This window comes from Rhizobium sp. Root1212 (genome assembly GCF_001424985.1).
Lineage (GTDB): Bacteria > Pseudomonadota > Alphaproteobacteria > Rhizobiales > Rhizobiaceae > Pararhizobium.
Genome location: NZ_LMDA01000025.1, coordinates 92,726 through 117,141, shown reverse-complemented (window position 1 = coordinate 117,141; position 24,416 = coordinate 92,726). Strand labels below are relative to the sequence as shown.

Below are 24,416 nucleotides of genomic sequence, written 5' to 3'. Positions count from 1 at the left end.
TCATGGAACACACGGTACCGGCGCCTGCCTACGACGTTGAAGCGATCCGCAAGGATTTTCCGATCCTTTCGCGGACCGTCTACGGCAAGCCGCTCGTCTATCTCGACAACGGCGCCTCGGCCCAGAAGCCGCAGGCGGTCATCGATGCCGTGTCCCATGCCTATTCCAATGAATATGCCAACGTCCATCGCGGCCTGCATTTCCTCTCGAATGCCGCGACGGACGCCTATGAAGCCGCACGTGAAAAGGTGCGCCGCTTCCTGAATGCGCCGTCGGTCGACAACATCGTCTTCACGAAATCCTCGACGGAGGCGATCAACACGGTCGCTTACGGCTACGGCACGCCGAAGATCGGCGAGGGCGACGAGATCGTCATCTCGATCATGGAGCATCACTCCAACATCGTGCCGTGGCATTTCATCCGCGAGCGGCAGGGCGCGAAGATCGTCTGGGCGCCAGTCGATGACGAGGGCACCTTCCATATCGACGATTTCGTCAAATGCCTGACGGACAAGACGAAGCTCGTCGCCATCACCCATATGTCGAATGCACTGGGTACGGTCGTTCCGGTCAAGGAAATCTGCCGTATCGCCCATGAGCGTGGCATTCCGGTCTTGGTCGATGGCAGCCAGGGCGCCGTCCATATGCCGGTCGATGTGCAGGACATCGACTGCGACTGGTATGTGATGACCGGCCACAAGCTTTATGGCCCCTCCGGCATCGGCGTCCTCTACGGCAAGGCCGATCGCCTCAAGGAAATGCGGCCCTTCATGGGCGGCGGCGAAATGATCCTCGAAGTGACCGAGGATATGGTCACCTATAATGAGCCGCCGCATCGTTTCGAGGCCGGCACGCCACCGATCGTTCAGGCGATCGGTCTCGGCTATGCGCTGGACTATATGGAAAACATCGGCCGCGCCGCAATCGCAGCCCATGAAGCCGATCTGGCCGCCTATGCCCATGAGCGGCTGTCCACCATCAATTCGCTGCGGGTCATCGGCAATGCGCCGGGCAAGGGCGGCATCTTCTCCTTCGAACTCGAAGGCATCCATGCCCATGACGTCTCCATGGTGATCGATCGGGCAGGGGTGGCGGTGCGCGCCGGCACCCATTGCGCCATGCCGCTCTTGAAACGCTTCGGCGTCACCTCCACATGCCGTGCATCCTTCGGCCTCTACAATACCCGCGCCGAAGTAGACATTCTGGTCGAAGCGCTCGATCAGGCCCGGAAATTCTTTGGGTAAGGAAGACTGCAATGAGCCTTGATACGACGCAAGACAAGATCGACGTGCGCGAAGGCATCGTGCATTCCGCCATTCCTGCCGATGAACTGGCGCGACTCAGCGACGACATCATCTCGGCGCTGAAAACCGTCTACGACCCGGAAATTCCGGCCGACATCTTCGAACTCGGGCTGATCTACAAGATCGATATCGAAGACGACCGCATGGTGAAGATCGCCATGACGCTGACCGCTCCGGGCTGCCCCGTCGCCGGCGAAATGCCGGGCTGGGTGGAAAATGCCGTCGGCGCCGTCGAGGGCGTTTCGGGCGTCGAGGTCTCCATGACCTTCGATCCGCCGTGGAGCCCGGACCGCATGTCGGAAGAGGCGCAGGTGGCGATCGGCTGGTACTGAGTTGATCCGTTAACTGACCGGTACTACATTTGATTCTGGAAGCATCGGGCCTTGAACCCGATTGTGTAAGGAGAATGAGCCGATGGGCTTTGCAATAATGAGCTTGAGCGATGCGGCTGCCGGCCGCGTCAAGGCGATCGTCGAAAATGCTGGCGGCGATGCCAGGGGCATCCGTGTTTCCGTCAAGAAGGGCGGCTGCGCCGGCATGGAATATGCCGTCGATCTGGTGACTGAGCCCAATCCCAAGGACGACCTGATCGAGCGCGATGGCGCGCAGGTCTGGGTCGCCCCGGAAGCCGTGCTCTACCTCCTTGGAACCAACATGGATTTCGAAGTCACGAAGATGCGTTCGGGCTTCACCTTCAACAATCCGAACCAGACGTCGGCCTGCGGCTGCGGCGAATCGGTTGAGCTGAAACCGGCCGATCTTGCGGCGCTTGCCGCTGCCGGCGGCGCTACGGTTCGCGCCGAATAACCGGTTTTTCCGGCTACGGCGAGGCTGCCGGTCGCGCGGTATTGCAATTTTCAGGACCTGTGTATGATCAGCGTCTTCCTCTTCCGGGCAGGCTGGTCATATGCCGTATTCGAAAGAAAATTTTACGCGCGCACTCTATGAGGCCTACCCCGAGACGGTAGTCTTCTGCGACGGCGACGGCGTGATCCGCGGCCTCAATGCGGCGGGTTGCCAGGCGTTCGGTTATGACGGCGGCGAGATCGTCGGCCAGCATCTTTCCCTGCTCCATGCCGATGCGGCGGAATACCGGTTTGCTCTGGAACACGGCTTCCTGTCGCAATCGCCGAAAACGATCCATGACCTCGTTTTTCGTTATTGCCGCAAGGATCGAAGCGAGTTTCACGGCCAGCTGACCGGAAGCCGCGTGATCGGCGAAGACGGGATGCCGGAGGGCTATATCGGCGTCATCCGCGATGTCACCCACATCCTGACTCGCGACAGCCGGCGCAGGGCACTGACCCTAGCCACGGATGCGGCGCTCGATGCCGTTCCGGTCGGCTTTGCCATCTTCGACGAAAATGAGACCCTGATCCTCTATAACCGCGCCTATCGCGAGATGTGCGGCGCGGCCGCCGACAGCATCTTCGTCGGGGCGACGCTGAACGACATTCTGTCAGCAAACATGGCGGCCGGAAACTATCTCGATTGTCCGCCGGAAAGCCCGGCGGCGGCGGAATGGCTGGAGCGGCGGCGGCAAAATAACCGCACGCCTTCCGGCCCCGATGTCTTCCGACACGGCGACGACCGCTGGATCAGGTCAGAAAGCCTCAAGACCCCCAACGGCCACATCGTCAGCCTGCGCATCGATGTTACGGACCTGAAGGCGCAGCAGGACCGGCTTGCGGAGCAGACCACGGAGCTGCAACGCAAGAACGAAGCCCTGAACCAGTTCACCGCGACCGTCTCGCACGACCTGAAAGCGCCGCTCCGGCACCTGTCGATGTTTTCGGACATGATCGCCGAGGACGTCGCCGCCGGCCAGCTGGACGAGCTGCCAGTCTATGCACAGCACTTAGGCCAGAGCGCGCGGCGCATGGACCAGCTGATCAACAGTCTGCTCGAATATGCCCGGATCGTCGATCAGATCACCAACTGGCAGCAGGTGAGCCTAGCCGAGGTGGTGCGCGAGGCGATCGCCAATCTCGACAGCTTCATCAGTGAAGCCGGTGCGATCATCGATATCGGCGCGCTGCCGCGGGTTCGGGGCGATGTCGAACTGTTGAAGTGCCTTTGCCAGAACCTGATCGGCAATGCCGTGAAATATCGCCGCGAGGGCGTGGTGCCGATCGTCAAGATCTATGGCGAGGCGAGGAAAGGCATCGCCACACTTGTTGTCGAGGACAACGGCATTGGCGTCGATCCGCGTTATGCCGCCAAGATTTTCGATGTTTTCCAGCGGCTGCACCGCGACGATTCGCATTATCCGGGAACGGGGATCGGCCTTTCGCTGGCCAAGCGTATCGCCGAGAGCCACAAGGGCTCGATCGAGCTTGATGCAAGCTTCGAGGATGGCGCCCGCTTCGTCGTGACGCTCCCGGCCTCTCCCAAGCAGGGCGGCTAGGAGATGGCGCGCGACAGAGCCGCGCGCCAAAATTTCATGCTTTACTCTGCCGCTTCCGCATATTCTTCGAGCGGCGGGCAGGTGCAGACGAGGTTGCGATCGCCGTAGACATTGTCGACGCGGTTGACCGACGACCAGTACTTGTCGACGCGGAAGGCACCCGGCGGGAAGCAGGCCTGTTCGCGGCTGTAGGGACGATCCCACTCGCCGACCAGGTCTTCCACCGTATGCGGCGCATTCTTGAGCGGGTTGTTCTCCCGGTCCATCCGGCCTTCCTCGATGTCGCGGGCTTCCTCGCGGATTGCCAGCATCGCATCGCAGAATCGGTCGAGTTCCGCCTTGGTTTCGGATTCCGTCGGCTCGATCATCAGTGTGCCGGCCACCGGCCAGCTCATGGTCGGGGCGTGGAAGCCGCAGTCGATCAGGCGCTTGGCGACGTCATCAACGGTGACGCCGGCGCTGTCGACCAGCGGGCGGGTATCGATGATGCACTCGTGCGCGACACGGCCCTTGGCCGACTTGTAGAGCACGTCATAGGCGCCCTTCAGGCGGGCGGCGATGTAGTTGGCGTTGAGGATCGCCACCTTGGTCGCCTGCGTCAGGCCTTCGCCACCCATCATCAGGCAGTAGCTCCAGGAGATCGGCAGGATGGAGGCCGAGCCGAAGGGAGCCGCCGACACCGCGCCTGTGCCGCCGAGACCCGGAATTTCCGGGTGGCTCGGGAGGTAGGGGGCGAGGTGCGCCTTGACACCGATCGGGCCCATGCCGGGACCGCCGCCGCCATGCGGAATGCAGAAGGTCTTGTGCAGGTTGAGGTGGCTGACGTCGCCGCCGATATCGCCGGGGCGGGCAAGGCCGACCATGGCGTTCATGTTGGCGCCGTCCATGTAGACCTGACCGCCATGCTTGTGGACGATCTCGCAGACTTCACGGACGTTTTCTTCGAACACGCCGTGGGTCGAGGGGTAGGTGATCATGCAGCAGGAGAGGTTGGGGCCGTACTGCTCCGCCTTGGCGCGGAAATCATCCATGTCGATGTCGCCATTGTCCGAGACCTTGACGACCACGACCTTCATGCCCGCCATCTGAGCAGAGGCGGGATTGGTGCCGTGGGCTGAGGTCGGTATCAGGCAGACGTCGCGATGGTCGTCGCCGCGGGCAAGGTGGTAGGCGCGAATTGTCAGAAGGCCTGCATATTCGCCCTGTGCGCCTGAGTTCGGCTGCATGGAGATCGCGTCGTAACCTGTGATGACGCAGAGCTTCTGCGACAGGTCGTCGATCATATAGCGATAGCCTTCAGCCTGATCCGCAGGCACGAAGGGATGGATTTCCGAAAATTCCGGCCAGGTGATCGGCAGCATTTCCGCCGTCGCATTCAGCTTCATCGTGCAGGAACCGAGCGGGATCATCGAGCGGTCGAGCGCGAGGTCGCGGTCGGCGAGCCGGCGGATGTAGCGGGTCATTTCGCTTTCCGCGCGGTTCATGTGGAAGATCGGGTGCATCAGGTATTCGCTGGTGCGCAGCAGGGCTTCCGGCAGGCGGTAATCCGGCTCGAATTCCTCAACCTTGAAATCCCCGCCAAAGGCACGCCAGACGGCTTCCAGCGTGACCGGGCGCGAGCGCTCGTCGAGACTGATGCCGATCTTGGTGTCGCCGATCTTGCGCAGGTTCACTTCCTCGGCGACCGCGGTCTTGAGGATGATGCCCTGCAGCTTGCCGACTTCGACGGTGATCGTGTCGAAGAACACCTCGGGCTCGACGGTATAGCCGAGCTTTTCCAGGCCCATGGCGAGGCGCACGGTCTTCTGGTGCACGCTCTGGGCAATCGCCTTGATGCCCTTGGGGCCGTGGAACACGGCATACATCGAGGCCATAACGGCGAGCAGAACCTGCGCGGTGCAGATGTTCGACGTCGCCTTTTCGCGGCGGATGTGCTGTTCGCGGGTCTGGAGCGAGAGGCGATAGGCGCGGTTGCCGCGGGCATCGACGGAAACACCGACAAGACGGCCCGGCATGGAGCGCTTGTAGGCATCCTTGACGGCCATATAGGCGGCATGCGGACCACCGTAACCGACCGGCACGCCAAAACGCTGGGTGCAGCCGATGGCGATATCGGCGCCCATTTCGCCCGGCGACTTCAGGAGCGCCAGCGACAGCGGGTCGGCCGCGACGACGGCGATGGCGCCGGTCTGGTGCAGGCGGGCGATCAGGTTCGAGAAATCGCGAACATGGCCGTAGGTGCCGGGATACTGGAAGATCGCGCCGAAGACATCGGCGGCCACCAGATCCTTGTCGGGATCACCGACGAGAATGGACCAGCCCAGCGGTTCCGCGCGGGTCTTGAGCAGCGCGATGGTCTGCGGATGGCAGCTCTCGTCGACGAAGAAGGTCTTTTCCTTCGATTTCGAAACACGCTCTGCCATGGCCATGGCTTCGGCGGCAGCGGTCGCCTCATCGAGAAGCGAGGCGTTGGCAACGTCGAGGCCGGTCAGGTCGCAGACCATGGTCTGGTAGTTGAGCAGCGCTTCGAGGCGGCCCTGGCTGATTTCCGGCTGGTAGGGCGTGTAGGCCGTGTACCAGGCCGGGTTTTCCAGAATGTTGCGCTGGATGACCGGCGGCGTGATCGTGCCGTAATAACCCTGGCCGATCAGCGAGACCAGCTTCTTGTTGCGGTTGGCGGTCTCGCGCATCTTGTCGAGCGCTTCGCGCTCGGTCATCGGCGCCCCCCATTCGAGCGGGCTTTTCTGGCGGATCGACGGCGGAACGGTGTCGTCGATCAGCGCATCGAGGCTCGGATAGCCGATGACCTTGAGCATGGCGGCCATCTCGTCGGGCGAGGGGCCGATATGCCGCCGGTTGGCGAAGTCATACGGCTTGTAATCCGTAAAGGTGAAGTCGGTCGGCATGCTCATCAGGCGATAAGCTCCTTGTAGGCTGCTTCGTCGAGCAGCGCATTGACGGCCGAAGGATCGGCAAGCTTCAGCTTGAAGAACCAGCCGGCGCCCTGCGGATCGCTGTTGACCAGCGACGGGTCGTCGACGATGGCCTGGTTACTTTCGACGATCTCGCCGTCAAGCGGACAATAGACGTCGGAGGCCGCCTTGACGGATTCGACGGTTGCAGCGGTGTCGCCCTTGGCGAAGGCGGAGCCGCCTTCCGGAAGTTCGACGAAAACCAGGTCGCCCAGCTGTTCGGCGGCATGCGCGGTGATGCCGACGGTTGCCACGTCGCCTTCGATCTTCAGCCATTCATGTTCATCGGTAAATTTCAGCATAGGTTCAGCTCCTGATCAGCGCTTGTAGCTTGGGGTGACAAAGGGAAGGGCGGAGACGGTCACGGGCAGATACTTGCCGCGGACTTCCGCAAAAAGGATGGTGCCGGGCGAGGCGAGGTCGGTCGGGACATAGCCCATGGCGACCGGCGATTCCGCATTCGGGCCAAAGCCGCCCGAGGTGACGGAGCCGACCTCTTTCTGCCCCTCGGCATCGGCAAAGAGAACGGCGCCGCCACGAACGGGGGCCTTGCCTTCCGGCTTCAGGCCCACGCGGCGGCGGCTTGCGCCATTCGCGAACTGGCCGAGGATGACATCTGCGCCCGGAAAGCCGCCTTCGCGGCTCCCGCCGACGCGGCGGGCCTTTTGTATCGCCCATTCGAGGGCGGCCTCGACCGGGGTCGTGCCGGTATCGATATCATTGCCGTAAAGACACAGGCCGGCTTCGAGCCGCAGTGAATCGCGGGCACCGAGACCGATCGGCAGGACATCGGGATGTTCGAGAATGCGGCGGGCGACATCTTCGGCGGATGATGAGGGGATGGAGATTTCGAAACCGTCCTCGCCGGTATAGCCAGAGCGGGAGATGATGCAGGGCACATCATGCAGTTCGGCTTCGGCGACATCCATGAAGCGCATCTGCGCGATATCGGCCCAGAGTTCGGCGAGCACGGTGACGGCATGCGGCCCCTGCAACGCGATCAGCGCGCGATCATCGAGCATTTCGAGATCGCAGCTGTCGCCGAGATGGGCCTTGAGATGGGCGAAATCGGCGTCCTTGCAGGCGGCGTTGACCACCAGGAACAGATGATCGCCCCGGTTTGCCACCATCAAGTCGTCGAGAATACCGCCTTCAGCATTGGTGAAGAGGGCATAGCGCTGGCGGCCTTCGCCGAGGCCGAGGATATCGACGGGAACGAGCTTTTCCAGCGCCAGCGCCGCATCCTCGAGCTTGCCGGATTTCGCCGTCAGCCGGATCTGGCCCATATGCGAAACGTCGAACAGGCCGGCGGCGACGCGGGTGTGCAGATGTTCCTTCAGGACGCCGGCGGGATATTGCACCGGCATGTCATAGCCGGCAAAGGGCACCATGCGGGCGCCAAGCGAAAGATGCAGGGCGTGCAGCGGTGTCTGTTTCAAAAGGGAATGGTCGTCCAAATCCGGCCTCCAGGTTTGGCGCAACGCGCCGGCTCCAACTCGTCGGCACACTTACGGCGCCGTTCTTAGAGCCCCCTCTGTCCCTTTGCCTGAGATTGTTATCCCTTCGGCGAGCGCAAGCGCTTCTCTCCAGAGTCCTATCGGCACCTTGCTGGTCCTTTGGCCTGAGAGTTTCCGGGGCGGTTGCTCCTTCGGCACCGGCAAACGCCGGATTCTCCCAACAAGATCGGCTTCAGATAACGGCGATATCGGAGACTTGGCAAGCGCAAAATGTCGCAGCCGAATAGATTTTCGTCGCTTCATATCATGTCGCCCGGAAATGCTGAAAACTCATGCCCAGGAAGGCAGCCTATCGGGAAGAAATTTGCGCTTTCGCAAAGTAGGGACGGCCGCTCTTTAATAGAATGAGGGGGAAGGGCGATTTGCTTTTTCCGAGGCTTGGGATTATGCCCGGACCAACCCGATTGAGGATGCGGAATGCAAAGACGAGGCGATATGGGACTGGCGACGCGCCTTCTGACGGCGATCGCGCTCCTGTTTGCCGTTTTCGCCCACCAGGTGCCGGCGGCACGGGTGCTCGATCCCGTTACCGCGGCGAACCTCACACTGCCTGATGGCACGATTGCCGACATCTGCTTCGGATCGGACGGGGTTTCCGATCAGGGCCATTCCGTTCCGCATGAGAAGCAGGCGCCGTTCTGCGACTATTGCCGGCTGGCGAGCACGACGCTGCTGCCCGAGCCGCCGCAGGAACATCATCCGATCCGTCGCTTCGTCGATCTCGGGGAGAGGGCGGTCTTCGAGCCAGTCCTTATCGCCTATCAGCAGCCCCGTCCGCGCTCGCGCGCACCTCCTTTTCTCGCCTGATCGCACCGCCGCATAGCGGCAGACAATCATGACGAGACCGACGCAGACGTCGGCGAAGACCGACACAGATGTCGGCAAGGAGACAGACAGATGAACCGTATTTCCATTTCCCTGCTTGCTGCAGGATTTTCGCTCGTTGGCGCCGCGCAGGCCTTTGCCCATGCCAGTTTCGAGATCGACAAGGCCGTATCCGAGCGCGGCTTCAAGGCCATCCTGCAGATTCCCCATGGCTGCGATGGCAAGCCGACGACCGACGTGCAGATCAAGCTGCCGGAAGGCTTCGTCTTCGCCAAGCCGCAGCCGAAGCCGGGCTGGACGCTGGAAATCATCAAGGGCGACTATCAGAAGACCTATGACAACCACGGCACGCCGGTAAAATCCGGCCCGCTGGAAATCCGCTGGAAGGGCGGGGAACTGTCGGACGATTATTACGACACCTTCGTCATCAGCGGCCGCATTTCCGGCTTCGACAAGGAAACGGTGCTGGCCTTTCCGGTGACCCAGCTTTGCGGGACGGAAGGCAAGGTGGTCTGGGATCAGGTCGCGGCCGAAGGCCAGAGCCCGCATGACCTGAAGAGCCCGGCGCCGACGATTACCGTCGTCCCGGCCTCCGCTGCCGACGAACATGCCGGCCATGGCAGCGGCGCGCCGGACACCGTCAAGGCCGGGGCGCTCGAACTCAGCGCCGGCAGCCTCAAGGCCATGGTACCCGGTGCCAAGGTCGGCGGCGGCGGTCTCACGATCCGCAATGGCGGCAAGGAAGAAGACCGGCTGGTTTCGGTCGAAAGCCCGGCGGCCGGCCGCGTCGAACTCCATGAAATGACCATGGAAAACGACGTGATGAAGATGCGCAAGATCGACGGCGGTATCGCTCTGCCGGCTGGCCAGACCGTCGATATCAGCGACAAGATGCACCTGATGTTCATGGATGTCGCCAAGCCCTTCGCCAAGGGTGACAGCGTCAAGGTGACGCTGACCTTCGAGAAGGCCGGAGAGGTCGACTATACGCTGCCGGTCGGCGACGTTGCCGGTGGCCATCAGCACGGCGGTTGATAAATGATAGAAACCCGGCCGTTCGCAGCCGGGTTCTATTCTTCGGCGCGGCCGGTGCTTTCCCGGTCGCGCTCGTAGCTTTTCGACAGCGGGAATGGCGGCAGCCAGGATTCGCGGCGGATCGTCCAGAGTTCGTAAGTCGGCTTCAATTGGTCGGGCGTATCGAGGGAGCCGAGATTGACTTCGATTTCATCACCGGTTTGCCCGAAAACCGGAGAGCCGCAAGTGGGGCAGAAAAACCGCCCGGCATAGCCGCGCGTTTCACCTTCGACCGTTACCGAAGCTTCGGGAAAGATCGCCGACGCATGGAAGAGGGCGCCGTGATGCTTGCGGCAATCGAGGCAGTGGCAAAGGCCTACCCGGTATGGGTGACCTGTCGCGACAAGGCGAACATTGCCGCACAGGCAGCCACCCGTATATCGTTCCATGCTGCACCTCCCGCCACATCAGACCTGTGGCATGATTACAACAAATCGCTGCATGTCCGCAATTTCAGCCGTCGTCCGCATCTTCCTCGGGTTCGTCCGGCGGCGGATCGTCGTCGAGGAACTCGCGGTAGAAACGCAGGGCATCGTGCTGGCTGCGCTGGGGCAGCCGTTCGCGGCCGGCGAGAAACATCAGCGAAAGAGAACTCGGGCTGCGCAATGCCGCGAGGGCGGCATGGACGCTTGCGACTTCCTGCCGGTTCTCGGCTGAAAGAATGTCCATGGCCTGTTCGGCCGGACCATCGCCGCGCACGCGCGCCGACGGCTTCACGGCTTCCGCCGCATAAGCCGCCGTCACCGCAGACATGGTGACGACCGTTGCCATGGTTCCCGAAGGACCTCCGTTGATACGAGGGAGGACCTTCGCACGGTGTGCTTTGCCACCGGGTCAATTTACGTGGCGGTATTTTAGTCGAAGTTTAAAGACGTGAGGCCAAACGCTCCGGTTTTCTGGGAAAGAGGGCCAGGCAATACCACATACAAATATCACATAAGATAGATTATGGAACTATCTTATGTGGCAAATCTCGCAAAACCGGCCTGCCGCCCCGATCCCCGCTTGACCTTGAATATCCTCCGGGCTTAAGCGATGCCAGTCTCAATCGTTAGCGAAAGACCCAAGCCGATGAGCGATTTGCGCATTCTTTCAGATGCTTTCATTCCCGAACTGCCGGGACGCTACAACGGCAAGGTTCGCGAGAACTACAACCTGCCGGATGGCAGCCGCATCATCATCGCGACGGACCGCCTGAGCGCCTTCGACGTCATCCTGACGGCCATCCCGTTCAAGGGCCAGGTTCTGACCCAGACGGCGCGCTACTGGTTCGAACAGACCGCCGATATCTGCCCGAACCACGTCATCAGCTATCCCGATCCGAATGTCGTCATCGGCACGCGGCTCGATATACTGCCGGTCGAGATTGTGGTGCGCGGCTATCTGGCCGGCACGACCAGCACCTCGATCCTGACCAAATATCGCAATGGCGAACGCGCTATGTACGGCATTACGCTGCCGGATGGCATGAAGGACAATGAAAAGCTGCCGCAAGCGATCATCACGCCGACGAGCAAGGCCTTCGATGGCGGCCACGACGAGCCGCTGTCAGCCGATGAAATTCTCGCGCAAAAGCTCCTGACACCCGAGCAATGGGAAACGGTCTCGCGCTATGCGCTGGCCTTGTTCGAACGCGGCCAGCAACGCGCCGCCGAGCGCGGCCTGATCCTCGTCGATACCAAATATGAATTCGGCACGGACAAGGATGGCCGCATCGTTCTTGCGGATGAAATCCACACGCCAGACAGCAGCCGCTACTGGATCGCCGAAAGCTATGAACAGAGCTTTGCCACCGGCGCACGGCCCAGAAGCTTCGACAAGGATTTCGTTCGCGCCTGGGTCACCGAGCGTTGCGATCCCTATAAGGACGCCATCCCGGAGATCCCGAGAGAACTCGTCGAGCAGACCTCCAAGGTCTATATCGAAGCGTTCGAGACGATTACCGGCCAGCGTTTCGTGCCCGATCTTTCCGGCAGCACGGTTCTGGAGCGCATTCGCGGCAATCTAAGGCCGTATTTCAGCTGATCAGAGCGAAACGTCGAGCCGCATGCCGTCATAGGCCGGCTCGATATGATCCGGCGTTTCGCGCATCACCGTGTCGTAGTCCAGCGGCACATGCATATGCGTGAGCACGGCGCGCTTCGGCGCGATGCGCTCGATCCAGCCGAGCGATTGCTCCACCGACAGATGGCTCGGATGGAAGCGGTATTGCAGCGTATCGATGACCAGCACGTCGAGACCGGCCAGCTTGTCGATGGTTTCAGCCGGAAAATCGCTGACATCGCAGCAATAGGCAAAATCGCCGATACGGAAGCCCAGAGACGTGATGCTGCCGTGATGCTGTTTCAGCGGCTGAAACGGGATTGGCCCACCGGCGCCATCGATGGTTATCGGCGAAAGTTTTTCATCGAAAAGATTTGCTTCGACGATGGGCGGATAGCCGCTGCCTTCCGGCGTTTCCAGACAGTAGCGGAACCCTTCGCGGATGCGCTCCATGGTGAAGGCATCGGCCCAGATCGGCATGCGCCGTGAGGAATTGATGACATAACCGCGCAGATCGTCGATGCCATGGATATGGTCGGCATGCGGATGGGTGTAGATCGCGGCATCGAGATGATCGACGCGGGCATCGATCATCTGCTGGCGAAAATCCGGGCCGGTATCGATGACGACGGTGGTCTTGCCGCCATTTTCGCCCGTCTGCTCGACGAGCAAGGCCGCGCGCGTGCGCCGGTTCTTGGGGTTTTGAGGATCGCAGGCACCCCAGTCACCGGTGATGCGCGGCACGCCCGGAGACGAACCGCAGCCCAATATGGTGAAGGTCCGCCGCACGGCCATGACTTATGCCACCCTCGGCATCTTGGAAAAGATGCGGAAAGCGTTCTCCGTCGTGATTTCAGCGATTTCGTCTTCGCTGACGCCGATCGTCTCGGCCAGAACCTGGGCGGTGTGCGCCACATAGGCCGGCTCGTTTCGCTTGCCGCGGTACGGTTTTGGCGCGAGATACGGCGCGTCGGTTTCGACGATCATCCGGTCATGCGGCACGGTCTTGGCGATCTCGCGCAGCTCTTCCGATTTCGGGAAGGTCAGTATGCCGGAGAAAGAGACATAGCCACCCAGTTCGACGCCGATCCGGGCGAGCTCCGGGCCGGAAGAGAAGCAATGCAGAAGGAAAGGGAAGGCCCCCTTCCCTGTTTCCTCGGTTAATATCGCGGCCATGTCTTCATCGGCCGAGCGGCTGTGGATGACCAGCGGCAGGCCGGTTTCGCGGGCAGCGGCGATATGGCGGCGAAGGCCGATCGCCTGCGCATCGCGTGGCGCGTTGTCGTAGAAATAATCGAGCCCGGCTTCGCCGATCGCCACCACCTTAGGATGAGCCGATAGCCGCACCAAATCGGCGGTTTCGATATCCAGTTCCTCATCGGCATTGTGCGGATGGGTTCCGACCGAACAGAAGACGTTGTCATAGGCCTCGGCGATGCCGAGGATCGTGTCGAATTTCTTCACCCGCGTCGAGATGGTGATCATCTGCCTGACGCCCGCGGCCATCGCGCGCGCCACGACGGCGTCGCGCTCAGGCTCGAAATCCGGAAAATCCAGATGGCAATGGGTATCGATCAGCATGCGCTCACGCTTCCGGTGCGACGTAACGTGGGAAAACCGGCTTCGGCGCTTCGAGCGGCGTGCCCGCGACCAGACGGCCCTTTTCACCGAGGAAGGCAAAGCTGCGCCGGTCGGCCGGGACCGCGACGAGGTCGAGCAGTTTGCCTGCCGATTCCGGCACGAAGGGCTGCAACAGGATCGCGACCTGACGCACCACATCGGCGGTGACGTAAAGCACCGTACTCATGCGGGCCGGATCCGTCTTCTTCAGCGCCCACGGCTCCTGGCCGGCGAAATAACGATCGGCTTCCGAGACGACGGCGATGATTGCGGTCACCGCGCGGTGGATAGCGAGTGCGCCCATGTCGGCGCGGGTCGAGGCGAGCAGCGCATCGGCGGAGGCCAGCATCGCCTTGTCCTCGTCGGTCAGTTCGCCGCAGACCGGGATCTGGCCATCGCAGTTCTTGACGATCATCGACAGCGAGCGGCTGGCGAGGTTACCGATGCCGTTGGCAAGGTCGGAATTGATGCGGGTGGCAATCGCTTCTTCGCTATAGCTGCCGTCCTGGCCGAAGGAGACTTCGCGCAGGAAGAAATAGCGGATCGGATCGAGCCCGAAATGCTCGACCAGATTGACGGGATCGACGACGTTGCCGAGCGACTTCGACATCTTCTCGCCCTTGTTGAGCAGGAAGCCGTGGGCGAAGACGCGCTTGGGCAGCGGCAGGCCCGCCGACATCAGGAAGGCTGGCCAGTAGACAGCGTGAAAGCGGATGATGTCCTTGCCGATCATGTGGATATCGGCCGGCCAGTATTTGGCACGTGAGCCTTCGGGATCAGTGAGATAGCCGGTTGCGGTGATGTAGTTTGTCAGCGCATCGACCCAGACATACATGACGTGGCCCGGATCGTTCGGAACCGGGATGCCCCAGTCGAACGTCGTGCGTGACATGGAAAGGTCTTTCAGGCCGGACTTCACGAAGGAGATCACTTCGTTGCGGCGCTCGGCGGGACCGATGAAATCCGGGTTTTCCTCATAGTGCTTCAGGAGCTTGTCCTGATACTCGGAAAGCTTGAAGAAGTAGCTTTCCTCCTCCACCCATTCGACGGGCGTGCCCTGCGGCCCATAGCGCACGCCATCGGCGCGCAGCTCTGTTTCGCCTTCCTGATAGTAGGCTTCATCGCGCACGGAGTACCAGCCGGAATAGCTGTCCTTGTAGAGATCGCCTGCGTCGGCCATGCGGCTCCAGATCACCTTAACCGCCTCGTAGTGGCGCGGCTCGGTGGTGCGGATGAAATCGTCGTTGGAGGCGTTCAGCAGTTTGCCCATGGCCTTGAATTCGGCCGAGTTACGGTCTGCGAGTTCCTGCGGGGTGATGCCTTCCTTGCGCGCCGTCTGCTGCATCTTCTGGCCGTGTTCGTCCGTGCCCGTCAGGAAAAAGACATCGCGCCCGTCAAGACGCTGGAAGCGCGCCACGGCGTCGGTCGCGATCAGCTCGTAGGCGTGGCCGATATGCGGCTTGCCGTTCGGATAGGAAATCGCGGTCGTGATGTAAAACGGGGACGTATCTGTCATGTCGGCTTCAGCCTTGTGTTCTCAATTTTTGTAGACTGCTATTAGCGCAAGCGGTCTTCAAGGGAAACAACAAGTTGCTGCATCGCGGCGGGAAAGCTTACGCCGCTGCGGCCCTGAGATCATCGAGCAGCGACAGGATCGCCTGCTTCCGATCGAGATTATAGGCTTCGGCGATCGTCAGTTTTTCGGTGAGTTGGGAGGAAAGCCGCGCCATGCGCTCGGCGCGCACGATATCACCGGCAAGGGCGGCCTCGCGAGCTGCGGAGACGACATGAGCGCCGGCCATCTCGACGAAGAAATCGTATATCGTCTCGCTGTCCTTGCCGGCGAGCACGTCTGCGAGCTTGTGCATTTCGGCGCGGCCGCCCTGCCCTTTGGCAAGGATGCTGTCGAAAGCGGCCTTGATATCCAGACCGCCGTAGTTGATCAGCTTCAGGGCCTCGGAGACGCTGCCATCTGCAGCTGAGACGACCGTATCGCTTGCTTCCGAAGCAAGGCCGAGATTGCCAAGTGCATTTCGAAGCGCCTCGTCGCTCAACGGCTTCAGTTTCAGCGGCAGGCAGCGCGAACGGATGGTCGGCAGTAATTTGCCCGGCGCATGGGTCAGCACGAGGAACAGCGAACGCTTCGGCGGCTCCTCAAGGATTTTCAGGATGGCGTTGGCGGCGTTGCGGTTGAGATCGTCGGCGGGGTCGATGATGACGATGCGCCAGTTTCCCGTGCCGGAGGTCTGGGAAAAGAATTTTCCGGCGCGGCGCACCTCATCGACGGTGATGGCGCCCTTCGCCCTGCCCGTCTTTTCATCGACCGGCCGTGTCAGATGAAGCAGATTGTGCGAAGCGCCGCCGACGATCTGGCGGCTGACGATGCTGGCCGGATCGGGATCGGCGATTTCGGCCGGCGCCAGAGCCGGTTCGGGATGCGACAGGATATGATTGGCAAAACGAAAGGCAAGCGTCGCCTTGCCGATGCCCTCCGGTCCCTCGATCAGGATCGCATGATGGCCCTTGCCGGAGCGATATCCCTGCGCCAGAAAATGCTCTGCCTCGGCATGGCCGAAAAGACAGGTGTTTTCAGCCGGGGGGATCGCACCATCCAGTACGCCCGGTCGCTCCGTCGTCATGATTGGGCCTCCGCAAGCATCGGCTCGATCAATTGCAGCACGGCGGCGGCGACCTCTTCCTGTGAGGCCGTCGCATCGATGACATGGCAGCGTTCCGGCTCGCGGGCGGCAATATCGAGGAAAGCTTCGCGGCGCTTTTCCTGGGTTTCCAGCTCTTCCTTTTCGAAACGGTCGAAATCGGTGACCCCGGCCGGCTTTTCCCCCTCGCCCGCGCTGCGATTTCGCACGCGCTCGAGGCCGACGTTCGGCGGCAGGTCGAAGATGACAGTGCAATCGGGAACGACACCGTTGACCGCGACCCGTTGCAGCGCCTCGATGAAGGCCGGTTCCAGATTACCGGTAACACCCTGATAGACGCGGGAACTATCCATGAAACGATCGCAGAGCACGACGGCGCCACGCTGCAGGGCCGGCCGGATGACGCCCTCGACATGATCGCTGCGGGCGGCGGCAAACAGCACCGCCTCCATGCGGGTACCGTGCTCCTCGGCAGCACCAGAAAGCAGCACATGGCGCACAGCTTCGGCCCCCGGCGAGCCGCCGGGCTCGCGCGTCGTCAACACCTCGCAGCCGCGGTCCCTGAGCGCTGCGGCGAGCAGCTTGATCTGGGTGGATTTCCCGGCCCCCTCGCCGCCCTCGAATGTCACGAACAAACCGCTTGGCACTCTGCTTTCCCACACGTCAATTCTGCCGAAACCGGCGTTTCTTGCGCCCTGTTTAGACGATTGTTCCGGTTGGTGAAACCGCTAAAGCGCGTCCTCCAGGCATTCCAGAGAGCGGCATCAAAGCCAGAAGAACAGCATTTCCTGCAGCGCATCCAGCGCCCGGCTGGAAAGCGAGCCGGTCTCGACGGCTGCCGCCGTGGTCACCGGTATTTCGCGCAGCAGGCGGTCGCCGTTCCAGACTTTCAGCGTACCGGCCGGCTGGCCCGCCTTGATCGGCATCGGCAACGGCCAGCGATAGACGACGCGGGCCACCAGCCGGTCTGGATTGTTGACGGGAACGAGCACATCGACCGGTTCGGCCGTGACGAGCGACACATGGCCCACCGTACCGCCATAGACGGCAGCCTCACCGACAGGCTCGCCGGCTTCGAACAGCCGCCGTTTCTCGAAGGCCGACATCGACCACTCGAGCATCTTGCGGGTTTCCTCGATACGATCCTTGTCCGTGTCAAGGCCGCCGATCGCAAGGAAGACACGCTTGCCGTCCCGCTGCATCGAGGCGACCATGGAGTAGCCATAGCCTTCGGCAAAGCCGGTCACGAAGCCATCGACGCCGATATTGGCTGAAACCAACGGGTTGCGGTTTCGCTGGCGGATCTTGTTCCACTCGAAATCGACTTCGGAATAAAGCGGATAAATATCCGGATAGGTCGTCTGCACATGCCGCGCAAGCGTGACGAGATCGCGCATCGTCATCGTATTGTCCGGGTTCGGAAGGCCGGTCGCATTGTGGAAGGAGGAGGCTTTCAAGCCCAGTTCCCCGGCCCGCTTGGTCATGCGCGCGGCAAAGGCATCCTCGCTGCCGGCCATGCCTTCAGCCAGAATGATGCAGGCATCATTGGCAAACAGCACGGCGACGCCGCGGATCAGGTCGGCGACGGGAACCTGCGATTTCAGCGCCGCAAACATCGTCGAGGTGCCCGACGGCGCGCCGCCGGTACGCCAGGCATGTTCGGAAACAGGAAAGCTGGTGTCGAGGTGGATTTCGCCCTTTTTCAGGGCGTCAAAGACCACCTCCATGGTCATCAGCTTTGCCAGCGAGGCCGGCGGCACGGCGGCCTCCTCGTTCTTGGCAAACAGCACCGTGCCGGTCTCAGCATCGATGAGGTAGGCCTGCTTGGCCTTCGTTTCGAAGGCGGGCGCCGTGGCCGCAGCAGCCGCTGGTACGATCGAGGCGAAAACGATGAAAAGGGACGCAACCAGCCGTGCCAGCATCATGGTCTCCGGTTTGACGCGGACCTGTCCCGCATGAAGCTGAATTGAACCACGATTCCCGCCGCCTGTCTCGGTGGGTATAGGGAACAGACGCCCCCTGCCCGACGATTAGCGCGTGCCGGACTGCCGTTCGGCGTGGGCGAGGATCGAGGCCGGGGTGAGCGGGTTTTTGTCGACCAGAATGGCGTCGAAGGCCGCTTCGGAATCGCTGACGCGGGCTTCCACGTAAGCGGCGGCGTAGGCCACGTTGCCATCGGGAAGTGGAATATACTCCGGCCGCTCGCGCGGGATCGGGCCGATTTCCGGCAGCATGGCGAAGGTATCGAGCGCCGCACTTGCCGCCGTTGCCTTCGGAGCTTCTTCGAAAGCCGTAATCGGCACGCCGGCATCAAGGTTCGACTTCGGTGGGATCGTCAGCGTACCGAGCGAATTGACCTGTTTCTTCAGCGGCTCGTTGGAAGCGACCATCACGCCCGATGCGATCTGTCCCTCGGGGAAGACGCCACGGCCGCGCTCGCCCTTCTGGACATAGGAGGCCATCAGGTAAGGCGCATCGTTGCCTTCGAGCGGTGCCTTGCCGATGTACTGGACGCGCACCTGGGCGCTGCCCTTGCGCTTCATGTCGAGCAGGTCGGCGGTCTTGGACGAGACGTCGATGATGCGGCCATATTCGTAAGGACCGCGATCGTTGACGCGGACGATGACGGAGGAGCCGTTTTCGAGATTGGTGACGCGGGCGTAGCTCGGCAGCGGGAATGTGGGGTGCGCGGCCGAGAGATGATAAGTGTCGTAGACCTCGCCATTGGCGGTCAGGCGGCCGTGGAAGGCGGAGCCGTACCAGGAGGACATGCCGACCTTGTTATAGCCCGGCTCTTCCTTTGGCTGATACCACTTGCCCTTGACCTGATAGGCTTGGCCGACCTGATAACGGCCGCCGCCCTTGGGAATATTCTTGCCGGTGGCAACGCGCGGGCTCGCCTTCACGCCATAGATGGACTCGGCGAAGTATTCCTTGCTGCGCGTCTTCTTGTTTTCGACCGTCTTTGTCGTGCCGCAGGCCGTCAAGGCTGCGCACATCATCGGGATCGCGGCGATACGCAGGCCCACCGCCAGATGGCCCGCCCCACTCTTCTTGGATGTCATAGGTCCCACATCGTCATTCGCATTGGCCGTACTCGGTACTATCCCCCTGCTGTCCTCAGCGGGAAAACCGGCGTCACGAAACGTAACGGCCCATTAATCATGACAACAACGTGGCCAAAATGCGAATGCTGGATGCGGCAGACTAAGACTATTGTAATTTATGGTTTATGAATACTTAACGGGACAGCCGCCGCTGGTGGCGATACCGGCTCTGTCCGATAGCGGAACAGTCTTGCCTGCTTCCGTTTCGATATCCGACAGATCGGCCCCGCGTTCAAGCCGTCCCGCCGTTCTTCTCCACAGCCCGTTTCGAAAAGCGGCCGGGCGGTTGCCCGACATGCCGGCTGAAGGCCGTGCTGAAAGTGCTTGCCGAGGCATATCCGACCCGCTCGGCAATTTCGGGAATGTCGATTTCGCCATGACGAAGCATGTCCTTTGCAAGCGCCATGCGCCAAGCCAGCAGATATTCCATCGGCGGCACGCCGACGCTTCGGGTAAAGCGATCGAAGAAGGCCGAGCGGGAAAGGGCTGCCTCCCGCGCCAGTTCGGCCATGGTCCAGGGACGGCCGGGATCGGCGTGGATCTGCCGGATCGCTTGCGCCAACCGTGCGTCGTCCAGACCGCGCAACAGTCCCGGCGGCGCATCGGGCGCCTGGGTCAGCCGCAGGGATTCGACCAGCAGGATTTCGACAAGGCGGGCCAGCACCAGATCGCGCCCCGACCGCCGCTCCGCCGCCTCCTCGATCAGGAGCTTGACCAGAACCGACAGCCGCTCCACGCCGCGAACATGAACCTGCTGCGGCAGCAGGGAGACGAGGAGACCCGAATCCTCGCTGTCAAAAACGAAGTAGCCGCCAAGAATGCGAACGCCCGGCGGACCATCCTGCCGTCCATGACGCACCTCCCCGCTTGCCTGCGCTGAGGCATGCGGGTCGAGCAGCACCGGGATTACCGGCTCGAAACCCGAGAGAACGAAGCCCGGCGTGGTCGGCAGCAGCACGAAATCGCCAGCCTCCAGCTTCAGCGCCGCCTGCCCGTCCACCGCCAGGCGGCACGCGCCTTCGATTACGACGCAGAAGCTTGGATGATCGAAATTGCCATAGCGCACGCCCCAACGCCCCGCCCCGCTGATCCCCTTGGTGAAGACGGTACGCGGCCGGAGTAAGGCGATGATATCGGAGAGTGGATCGGTCATTTCCGGACTTTTGCAAATAAAATACGGACGATAAATTGTATATCGTCCTGAACGGCGATGGCAAGATGGCGGCGGCTCAAACAAAGGAGACGATCCATGAAAACCATTGTCATCACCGGCAGCTCTTCCGGCTACGGCCTCGAAACGACCCGCCATTTTCTTGCAAGGGGGTGGAATGTCATCGCAACCATGCGCAAGCCGCGCGCGGACATCCTGCCGGCGACGCCATCGCTGCGCATCCTGCCGCTCGATGTCACGAGCGAGGAAAGCATAAGGGCGATGATCGACGCCACCGGTCCGATCGACGTGCTCGTCAACAATGCCGGTATCGGCATCGTCGGCGCTTTCGAAGCGACGCCGATGTCGTACATCCGCCAGGTCTTCGAGACGAATACCTTCGGCGTCATGGCGATGACGCAGGCTGTCATCCCGCAGATGCGCGCGCGGCGTTCCGGCACGATCATCAATGTCACCTCCAGCGTCACGCTGGCGCCCTTCCCGCTGGCGGCCGCCTATACCGCGAGCAAGAAAGCGATCGAAGGTTTTACCGGCTCATTGGCCCACGAACTCGCCTATTTCGATGTTTATGCCAAGCTCGTCGAGCCGGGCTACGCCCCGACGACGAATTTCACGCAAAACACCCCGTTTCGGGTCGAAGATCTTATCCCGGAAGCCTATGCCGGGTTTGCCGCTCCCGTTTTTGAACAGTTCGCGCGGCCATCGCTCACCACCCGTGAGATCGACGTGGCCGAAGCTGTATGGCAGGCGGCGAACGACGTTTCCGGCAAGCTTCATTTTCCCGCAGGAGCCGATGCCGTAGCGCTTTCCCGCGCGGCGTGAAGCTTTCCTCGCAAACATAATTCCGCCGGAAACGGCGGGATCTGCGGCTCTCGATGTTTTGAAAAATTGGCGGAAGAGGTGGGATTCGAACCCACGGTACGGTTTCCCGCACGCCGGTTTTCAAGACCGGTTCCTTAAACCACTCGGACACTCTTCCCCGCCGCGCGCCGCGCGGCCATGGGTTCGCTTTACAGCCTGATCGCCCGAGGCGTCAACCGGGTGTGTGCCGGAGATCGTTGTGGCTTGAGAAGCATTAGTGGTCATATCGTGGAAGACGCTGCTTCCATCGCCTTGATGGCAAGCAAATCCAACGACAAGCGCTCGCAAACATGCTTGCCGCGCAGACATCCGCTTAAAGCAAGCTTCGCCTAAAAGACCTTATCGATATCATGCCGCGGGGAAGCGGCGCGTTGATGGTCCCGTTGCCAGCGCATCGCATATGCAACGCCGACGCCGAGAATACCGGTCCCGATAGCAACAGCCAGCAATGCCAGAAAATTTTCCATGAACCGTTCCTCCTAAAAACAAGCATATCATGGATTTGTAGTGCACCTAGCAGAAACGTTAACAAATCCCTGCTTGTTCCCGGCTCACAATTGCTTGCATGGAAACGCAAAGGACGGGTCAGGTGTTGGGTTGAGAGCGGCGCGCCCACCAGACGGTCAGCCGGCGTCGTTGGCGGCGCACGAAGGAAAGATCGTGCGACAGCACCAGAAGCCCGAGCGGAATCATCCAGAAACCGAGGATGGGCAGGAATCCAAGGCAACCGAGCAGCACGAGCACAACGCCGATCGTTATGCGGAACAGGCGCGACTGTGGCAGAGGCATGCGGAATCGACCCAAAACGAGTTCATGCGTCGCCGCATCGATACCGAATTTTTTTGTTTTCTGCTCTGCCATCAATTTTCCCTAGCTTTCGACTTTTTCCACAGGAACGGCTGTGGGCCTTGCTGCACAGGCTTTTGCCGTCACTCCCACATGGGGTCTTCTCCACCTTCAGACAAGATTGTGAGACTTTTTTGGAAAAAAGCGCTTGGCAAATCGAAAAAGCATTTGTATTAGCAGCCTCACTTCTGCAGCGCACCGCCGCGCAGATGATCCCTGGTAGCTCAGCGGTAGAGCATTCGACTGTTAATCGACAGGTCGCCGGTTCGAATCCGGCCCGGGGAGCCAATTTCCAAGACCCACGTTTGCTAACGCAATGTGGGTCTTTTGGTTTCCACCTCCCATATCTTTTTGCCCTGTCCCATGGCCTGGCCAACGCTATATGGTCATGCCGGTCACCAGGGGAATTCCATGAACACGAAAGCCGAACCACCCGTCATCGTCTGGTTCCGTAAGGACCTGCGGCTTGGCGACAATCATGCGCTTTCGGCTGCCTGCCAATCAGGACGGCCGGTTCTTGCCGTGCACATCCGGGAAGCACCGGAGAGCGGCAATGGGCCTTTGGGGGCCGCCCAGCGGTGGTGGCTGCATCATTCTCTCAATTCGCTTGAAACGGCGCTGAGCACCCACGGTGGCCGGCTCATTCTGCGGTCCGGCCGTGCCGATAAGGTGATAGACGCGCTGATTGCGGAAAGCGGCGCGAACAGCGTCTATTGGAATCGCCGTTACGATCCCGCGGGAATCGCCTTCGATACCGCCCTGAAAAACAATCTGGCGGAACGCGGGCTTTCGGCAAGAAGCTTTTCAGGCCAATTGCTCCATGAGCCGTCGCGACTGAAGACCGGCGGGGGGACGCCTTACCGCGTGTTCACTCCCTTCTGGCGCGCGCTGGAAGGAAACGGAGAGCCCGCGTCACCGCTCCCGGTCCCGGAGATGATTCCAGTTTCCGATGGCGATTTTCCTAGTGAATGTCTCGATGACTGGAAGCTTCTGCCTTCCAGGCCGGATTGGGCGGCGGCGTTTGCAGATCAATGGACGCCCGGCGAAGCGGCAGCGCAGGAAAAACTTGCCGAATTCACCGAGGAGCGCCTTGCCGGTTATGGGCAGGCGCGTGATCTCCCAGGTCGGGATGGCACCTCCCTGCTCTCACCGCACCTTGCCCTCGGCGAGATCACGCCCGGCCAGATCTGGCATGCGACACAGGGGCTGAAGGATGTCCCGGCCAGCGATGTCATCACCTTTCGCAAGGAACTCGCCTGGCGGGATTTTTCCTACCATCTCCTCTTTCACAACCCGCATCTTTCTTCCGTCAACATCCATCGGAAATATGACGATCTGCGCTGGCGGGATGACGACGACGGGTTTCAGCGATGGACACGGGGCGAAACGGGCTATCCCATAGTCGATGCCGGCATGCGCCAGCTCTGGCGACACGGCTACATGCATAACCGCGTCCGCATGGTCGCCGCCTCCTTCCTGATCAAGGATCTGCTGATCGACTGGCGTCGCGGCGAGCAATGGTTCCGCGATACGCTCGTCGATGCCGACCCGGCCTCCAATGCCGCGAGTTGGCAATGGGTGGCGGGCAGCGGCGCCGATGCCTCGCCGTTCTTCCGCATCTTCAATCCTGTCCTGCAGGGCGAGAAATTCGACAGCGCCGGAGACTATGTCCGGCGCTTTGTGCCGGAGCTTGCCGCACTCCCCGACAAGTTCATTCACCGTCCCTTCGACGCCCCCGCTCACGTTCTGGAGAACGCCGGTGTCGTGCTCGGTAAAACCTACCCGAAACCGGTGGTAGAACATGCCATGGCCCGTGATCGCGCATTGGCGGCCCTCAATGCTCTCTCCCACGATTGAGGCGGTCGAACCGGCAAGATTTCGCCACTTGCCGCGTGGTCCTTGCCTCTTAAACTCTTTTACGAGCGCGTGTTTTCCCGCCGTGAGAGTCGCCTCGTCGAGGAGCCTGTGGAGGTGCTTACGGAATTTTTCCCGGCATGACGCGGTTGGCGCTT

At 61.4% G+C, this 24,416-nt stretch carries 24 protein-coding genes, 2 tRNA genes and 1 riboswitch; of the genes, 10 read left to right on the top strand and 16 right to left on the bottom strand.

The features are described 5' to 3' along the window. Window positions 1-2: 2 nt before the first annotated feature. From ASC86_RS21770 to ASC86_RS21755, 4 genes are all read left to right on the top strand, one after another. A complete protein-coding gene (locus ASC86_RS21770) occupies window positions 3-1,244 on the top strand; it encodes a cysteine desulfurase (RefSeq protein WP_056326259.1) in 1,242 nt (413 codons plus the stop codon). Between the two features lie 11 nt (window positions 1,245-1,255). Next, entirely contained in the window at window positions 1,256-1,636 is a 381-nt protein-coding gene (locus ASC86_RS21765; RefSeq protein WP_056326257.1) for an SUF system Fe-S cluster assembly protein, read from the top strand. Window positions 1,637-1,718: 82 nt separating this feature from the next. Further along, window positions 1,719-2,111, top strand: a complete 393-nt coding sequence (gene sufA, locus ASC86_RS21760) for a Fe-S cluster assembly scaffold SufA (protein ID WP_056326255.1) — start codon at window positions 1,719-1,721, stop codon at window positions 2,109-2,111. A gap of 100 nt (window positions 2,112-2,211) precedes the next feature. Then, complete coding sequence (locus tag ASC86_RS21755) at window positions 2,212-3,711, top strand: ATP-binding protein (protein ID WP_056326253.1); 1,500 nt, start codon at window positions 2,212-2,214, stop codon at window positions 3,709-3,711. 41 nt (window positions 3,712-3,752) lie between these two features. Here the strand turns inward: ASC86_RS21755 and gcvP are convergent, their stop codons facing one another. The 3 genes from gcvP to gcvT are packed head-to-tail and all read right to left on the bottom strand — an operon-like array spanning window position 3,753 to window position 8,140. Then, window positions 3,753-6,623: an aminomethyl-transferring glycine dehydrogenase gene (gene gcvP / locus ASC86_RS21750; protein ID WP_056326250.1), complete on the bottom strand. Its 2,871-nt coding sequence runs from the start codon at window positions 6,621-6,623 to the stop codon at window positions 3,753-3,755. After that, on the bottom strand, window positions 6,623-6,985 hold the full coding sequence (gene gcvH, locus ASC86_RS21745) for a glycine cleavage system protein GcvH (RefSeq protein ID WP_056326247.1): 363 nt from the start codon (window positions 6,983-6,985) through the stop codon (window positions 6,623-6,625). Before gcvH ends, gcvP begins: the two co-directional genes overlap by 1 nt. 15 nt (window positions 6,986-7,000) lie before the next feature. Continuing rightward, a complete protein-coding gene (gcvT, locus tag ASC86_RS21740; protein WP_056326245.1) occupies window positions 7,001-8,140 on the bottom strand; it encodes a glycine cleavage system aminomethyltransferase GcvT in 1,140 nt (379 codons plus the stop codon). 142 nt (window positions 8,141-8,282) lie between these two features. Continuing rightward, a riboswitch (glycine riboswitch) is annotated at window positions 8,283-8,370 on the bottom strand. 247 nt (window positions 8,371-8,617) lie between these two features. Here gcvT and ASC86_RS21735 point away from each other — a divergent pair. Both ASC86_RS21735 and ASC86_RS21730 read left to right on the top strand, forming a co-directional pair. Further along, window positions 8,618-9,007, top strand: coding sequence for a DUF2946 family protein (locus tag ASC86_RS21735; protein ID WP_156387158.1), 390 nt, complete (start codon window positions 8,618-8,620; stop codon window positions 9,005-9,007). A 90-nt stretch (window positions 9,008-9,097) separates the two neighbouring features. Then, complete coding sequence (locus tag ASC86_RS21730; protein WP_056326240.1) at window positions 9,098-10,060, top strand: DUF1775 domain-containing protein; 963 nt, start codon at window positions 9,098-9,100, stop codon at window positions 10,058-10,060. 35 nt (window positions 10,061-10,095) lie between these two features. Here ASC86_RS21730 and ASC86_RS21725 read toward each other — a convergent pair whose 3' ends face one another. Continuing rightward, the gene (locus ASC86_RS21725) at window positions 10,096-10,488 is read right to left on the bottom strand and encodes a GFA family protein (protein WP_056326238.1); all 393 of its coding nucleotides are present in this window, start codon (window positions 10,486-10,488) and stop codon (window positions 10,096-10,098) included. 64 nt (window positions 10,489-10,552) lie between these two features. Then, a complete protein-coding gene (locus tag ASC86_RS21720; protein ID WP_056326235.1) occupies window positions 10,553-10,870 on the bottom strand; it encodes a hypothetical protein in 318 nt (105 codons plus the stop codon). A gap of 309 nt (window positions 10,871-11,179) precedes the next feature. Between ASC86_RS21720 and ASC86_RS21715 the strand changes: the two genes are divergently transcribed. Then, the gene (locus tag ASC86_RS21715) at window positions 11,180-12,124 is read left to right on the top strand and encodes a phosphoribosylaminoimidazolesuccinocarboxamide synthase (protein ID WP_056326559.1); all 945 of its coding nucleotides are present in this window, start codon (window positions 11,180-11,182) and stop codon (window positions 12,122-12,124) included. On the opposite strand, the gene ASC86_RS21710 is transcribed toward ASC86_RS21715, so the two are convergent. The 8 genes from ASC86_RS21710 to ASC86_RS21675 all read right to left on the bottom strand — a co-directional run bounded on the left by ASC86_RS21710 (window position 12,125) and on the right by ASC86_RS21675 (window position 20,679). Next, entirely contained in the window at window positions 12,125-12,937 is an 813-nt protein-coding gene (locus ASC86_RS21710) for an MBL fold metallo-hydrolase (RefSeq protein ID WP_056326233.1), read from the bottom strand. It abuts the gene before it with no gap. A gap of 3 nt (window positions 12,938-12,940) precedes the next feature. Further along, a complete protein-coding gene (locus ASC86_RS21705; RefSeq protein WP_056326230.1) occupies window positions 12,941-13,723 on the bottom strand; it encodes a TatD family hydrolase in 783 nt (260 codons plus the stop codon). A gap of 4 nt (window positions 13,724-13,727) precedes the next feature. Continuing rightward, window positions 13,728-15,278, bottom strand: coding sequence for a methionine--tRNA ligase (gene metG / locus ASC86_RS21700; protein ID WP_056326228.1), 1,551 nt, complete (start codon window positions 15,276-15,278; stop codon window positions 13,728-13,730). Between the two features lie 97 nt (window positions 15,279-15,375). Beyond that, entirely contained in the window at window positions 15,376-16,401 is a 1,026-nt protein-coding gene (locus ASC86_RS21695) for a DNA polymerase III subunit delta' (protein WP_056326225.1), read from the bottom strand. After that, the gene (gene tmk / locus ASC86_RS21690) at window positions 16,398-17,066 is read right to left on the bottom strand and encodes a dTMP kinase (RefSeq protein WP_056326222.1); all 669 of its coding nucleotides are present in this window, start codon (window positions 17,064-17,066) and stop codon (window positions 16,398-16,400) included. The genes ASC86_RS21695 and tmk overlap by 4 nt, the downstream gene beginning before the upstream one ends. Before the next feature lie 117 nt (window positions 17,067-17,183). Beyond that, window positions 17,184-18,341, bottom strand: a complete 1,158-nt coding sequence (locus tag ASC86_RS21685; protein ID WP_056326220.1) for a D-alanyl-D-alanine carboxypeptidase family protein — start codon at window positions 18,339-18,341, stop codon at window positions 17,184-17,186. 108 nt (window positions 18,342-18,449) lie between these two features. After that, a complete protein-coding gene (locus ASC86_RS21680) occupies window positions 18,450-19,484 on the bottom strand; it encodes a septal ring lytic transglycosylase RlpA family protein (RefSeq protein ID WP_056326219.1) in 1,035 nt (344 codons plus the stop codon). 274 nt (window positions 19,485-19,758) lie between these two features. Next, on the bottom strand, window positions 19,759-20,679 hold the full coding sequence (locus ASC86_RS21675; RefSeq protein WP_056326216.1) for an AraC family transcriptional regulator: 921 nt from the start codon (window positions 20,677-20,679) through the stop codon (window positions 19,759-19,761). 96 nt (window positions 20,680-20,775) lie between these two features. On the opposite strand from ASC86_RS21675, the gene ASC86_RS21670 reads away from it, so the two are divergent. Then, a complete protein-coding gene (locus ASC86_RS21670) occupies window positions 20,776-21,519 on the top strand; it encodes an SDR family oxidoreductase (protein ID WP_056326214.1) in 744 nt (247 codons plus the stop codon). Window positions 21,520-21,586: 67 nt separating this feature from the next. Here the strand turns inward: ASC86_RS21670 and ASC86_RS21665 are convergent. From ASC86_RS21665 to ASC86_RS21660, 3 genes are all read right to left on the bottom strand, one after another. Continuing rightward, window positions 21,587-21,676, bottom strand: a tRNA-Ser gene (locus ASC86_RS21665). Window positions 21,677-21,887: 211 nt separating this feature from the next. After that, a complete protein-coding gene (locus ASC86_RS25985; RefSeq protein ID WP_156387156.1) occupies window positions 21,888-22,025 on the bottom strand; it encodes a hypothetical protein in 138 nt (45 codons plus the stop codon). A gap of 118 nt (window positions 22,026-22,143) precedes the next feature. Next, complete coding sequence (locus ASC86_RS21660; protein WP_200943842.1) at window positions 22,144-22,422, bottom strand: hypothetical protein; 279 nt, start codon at window positions 22,420-22,422, stop codon at window positions 22,144-22,146. Window positions 22,423-22,617: 195 nt separating this feature from the next. Here ASC86_RS21660 and ASC86_RS21655 point away from each other — a divergent pair. Further along, a tRNA-Asn gene (locus ASC86_RS21655) sits at window positions 22,618-22,692 on the top strand. 123 nt (window positions 22,693-22,815) lie between these two features. Next, entirely contained in the window at window positions 22,816-24,261 is a 1,446-nt protein-coding gene (locus tag ASC86_RS21650; RefSeq protein WP_056326209.1) for a deoxyribodipyrimidine photo-lyase, read from the top strand. Window positions 24,262-24,416 lie beyond the last annotated feature (155 nt).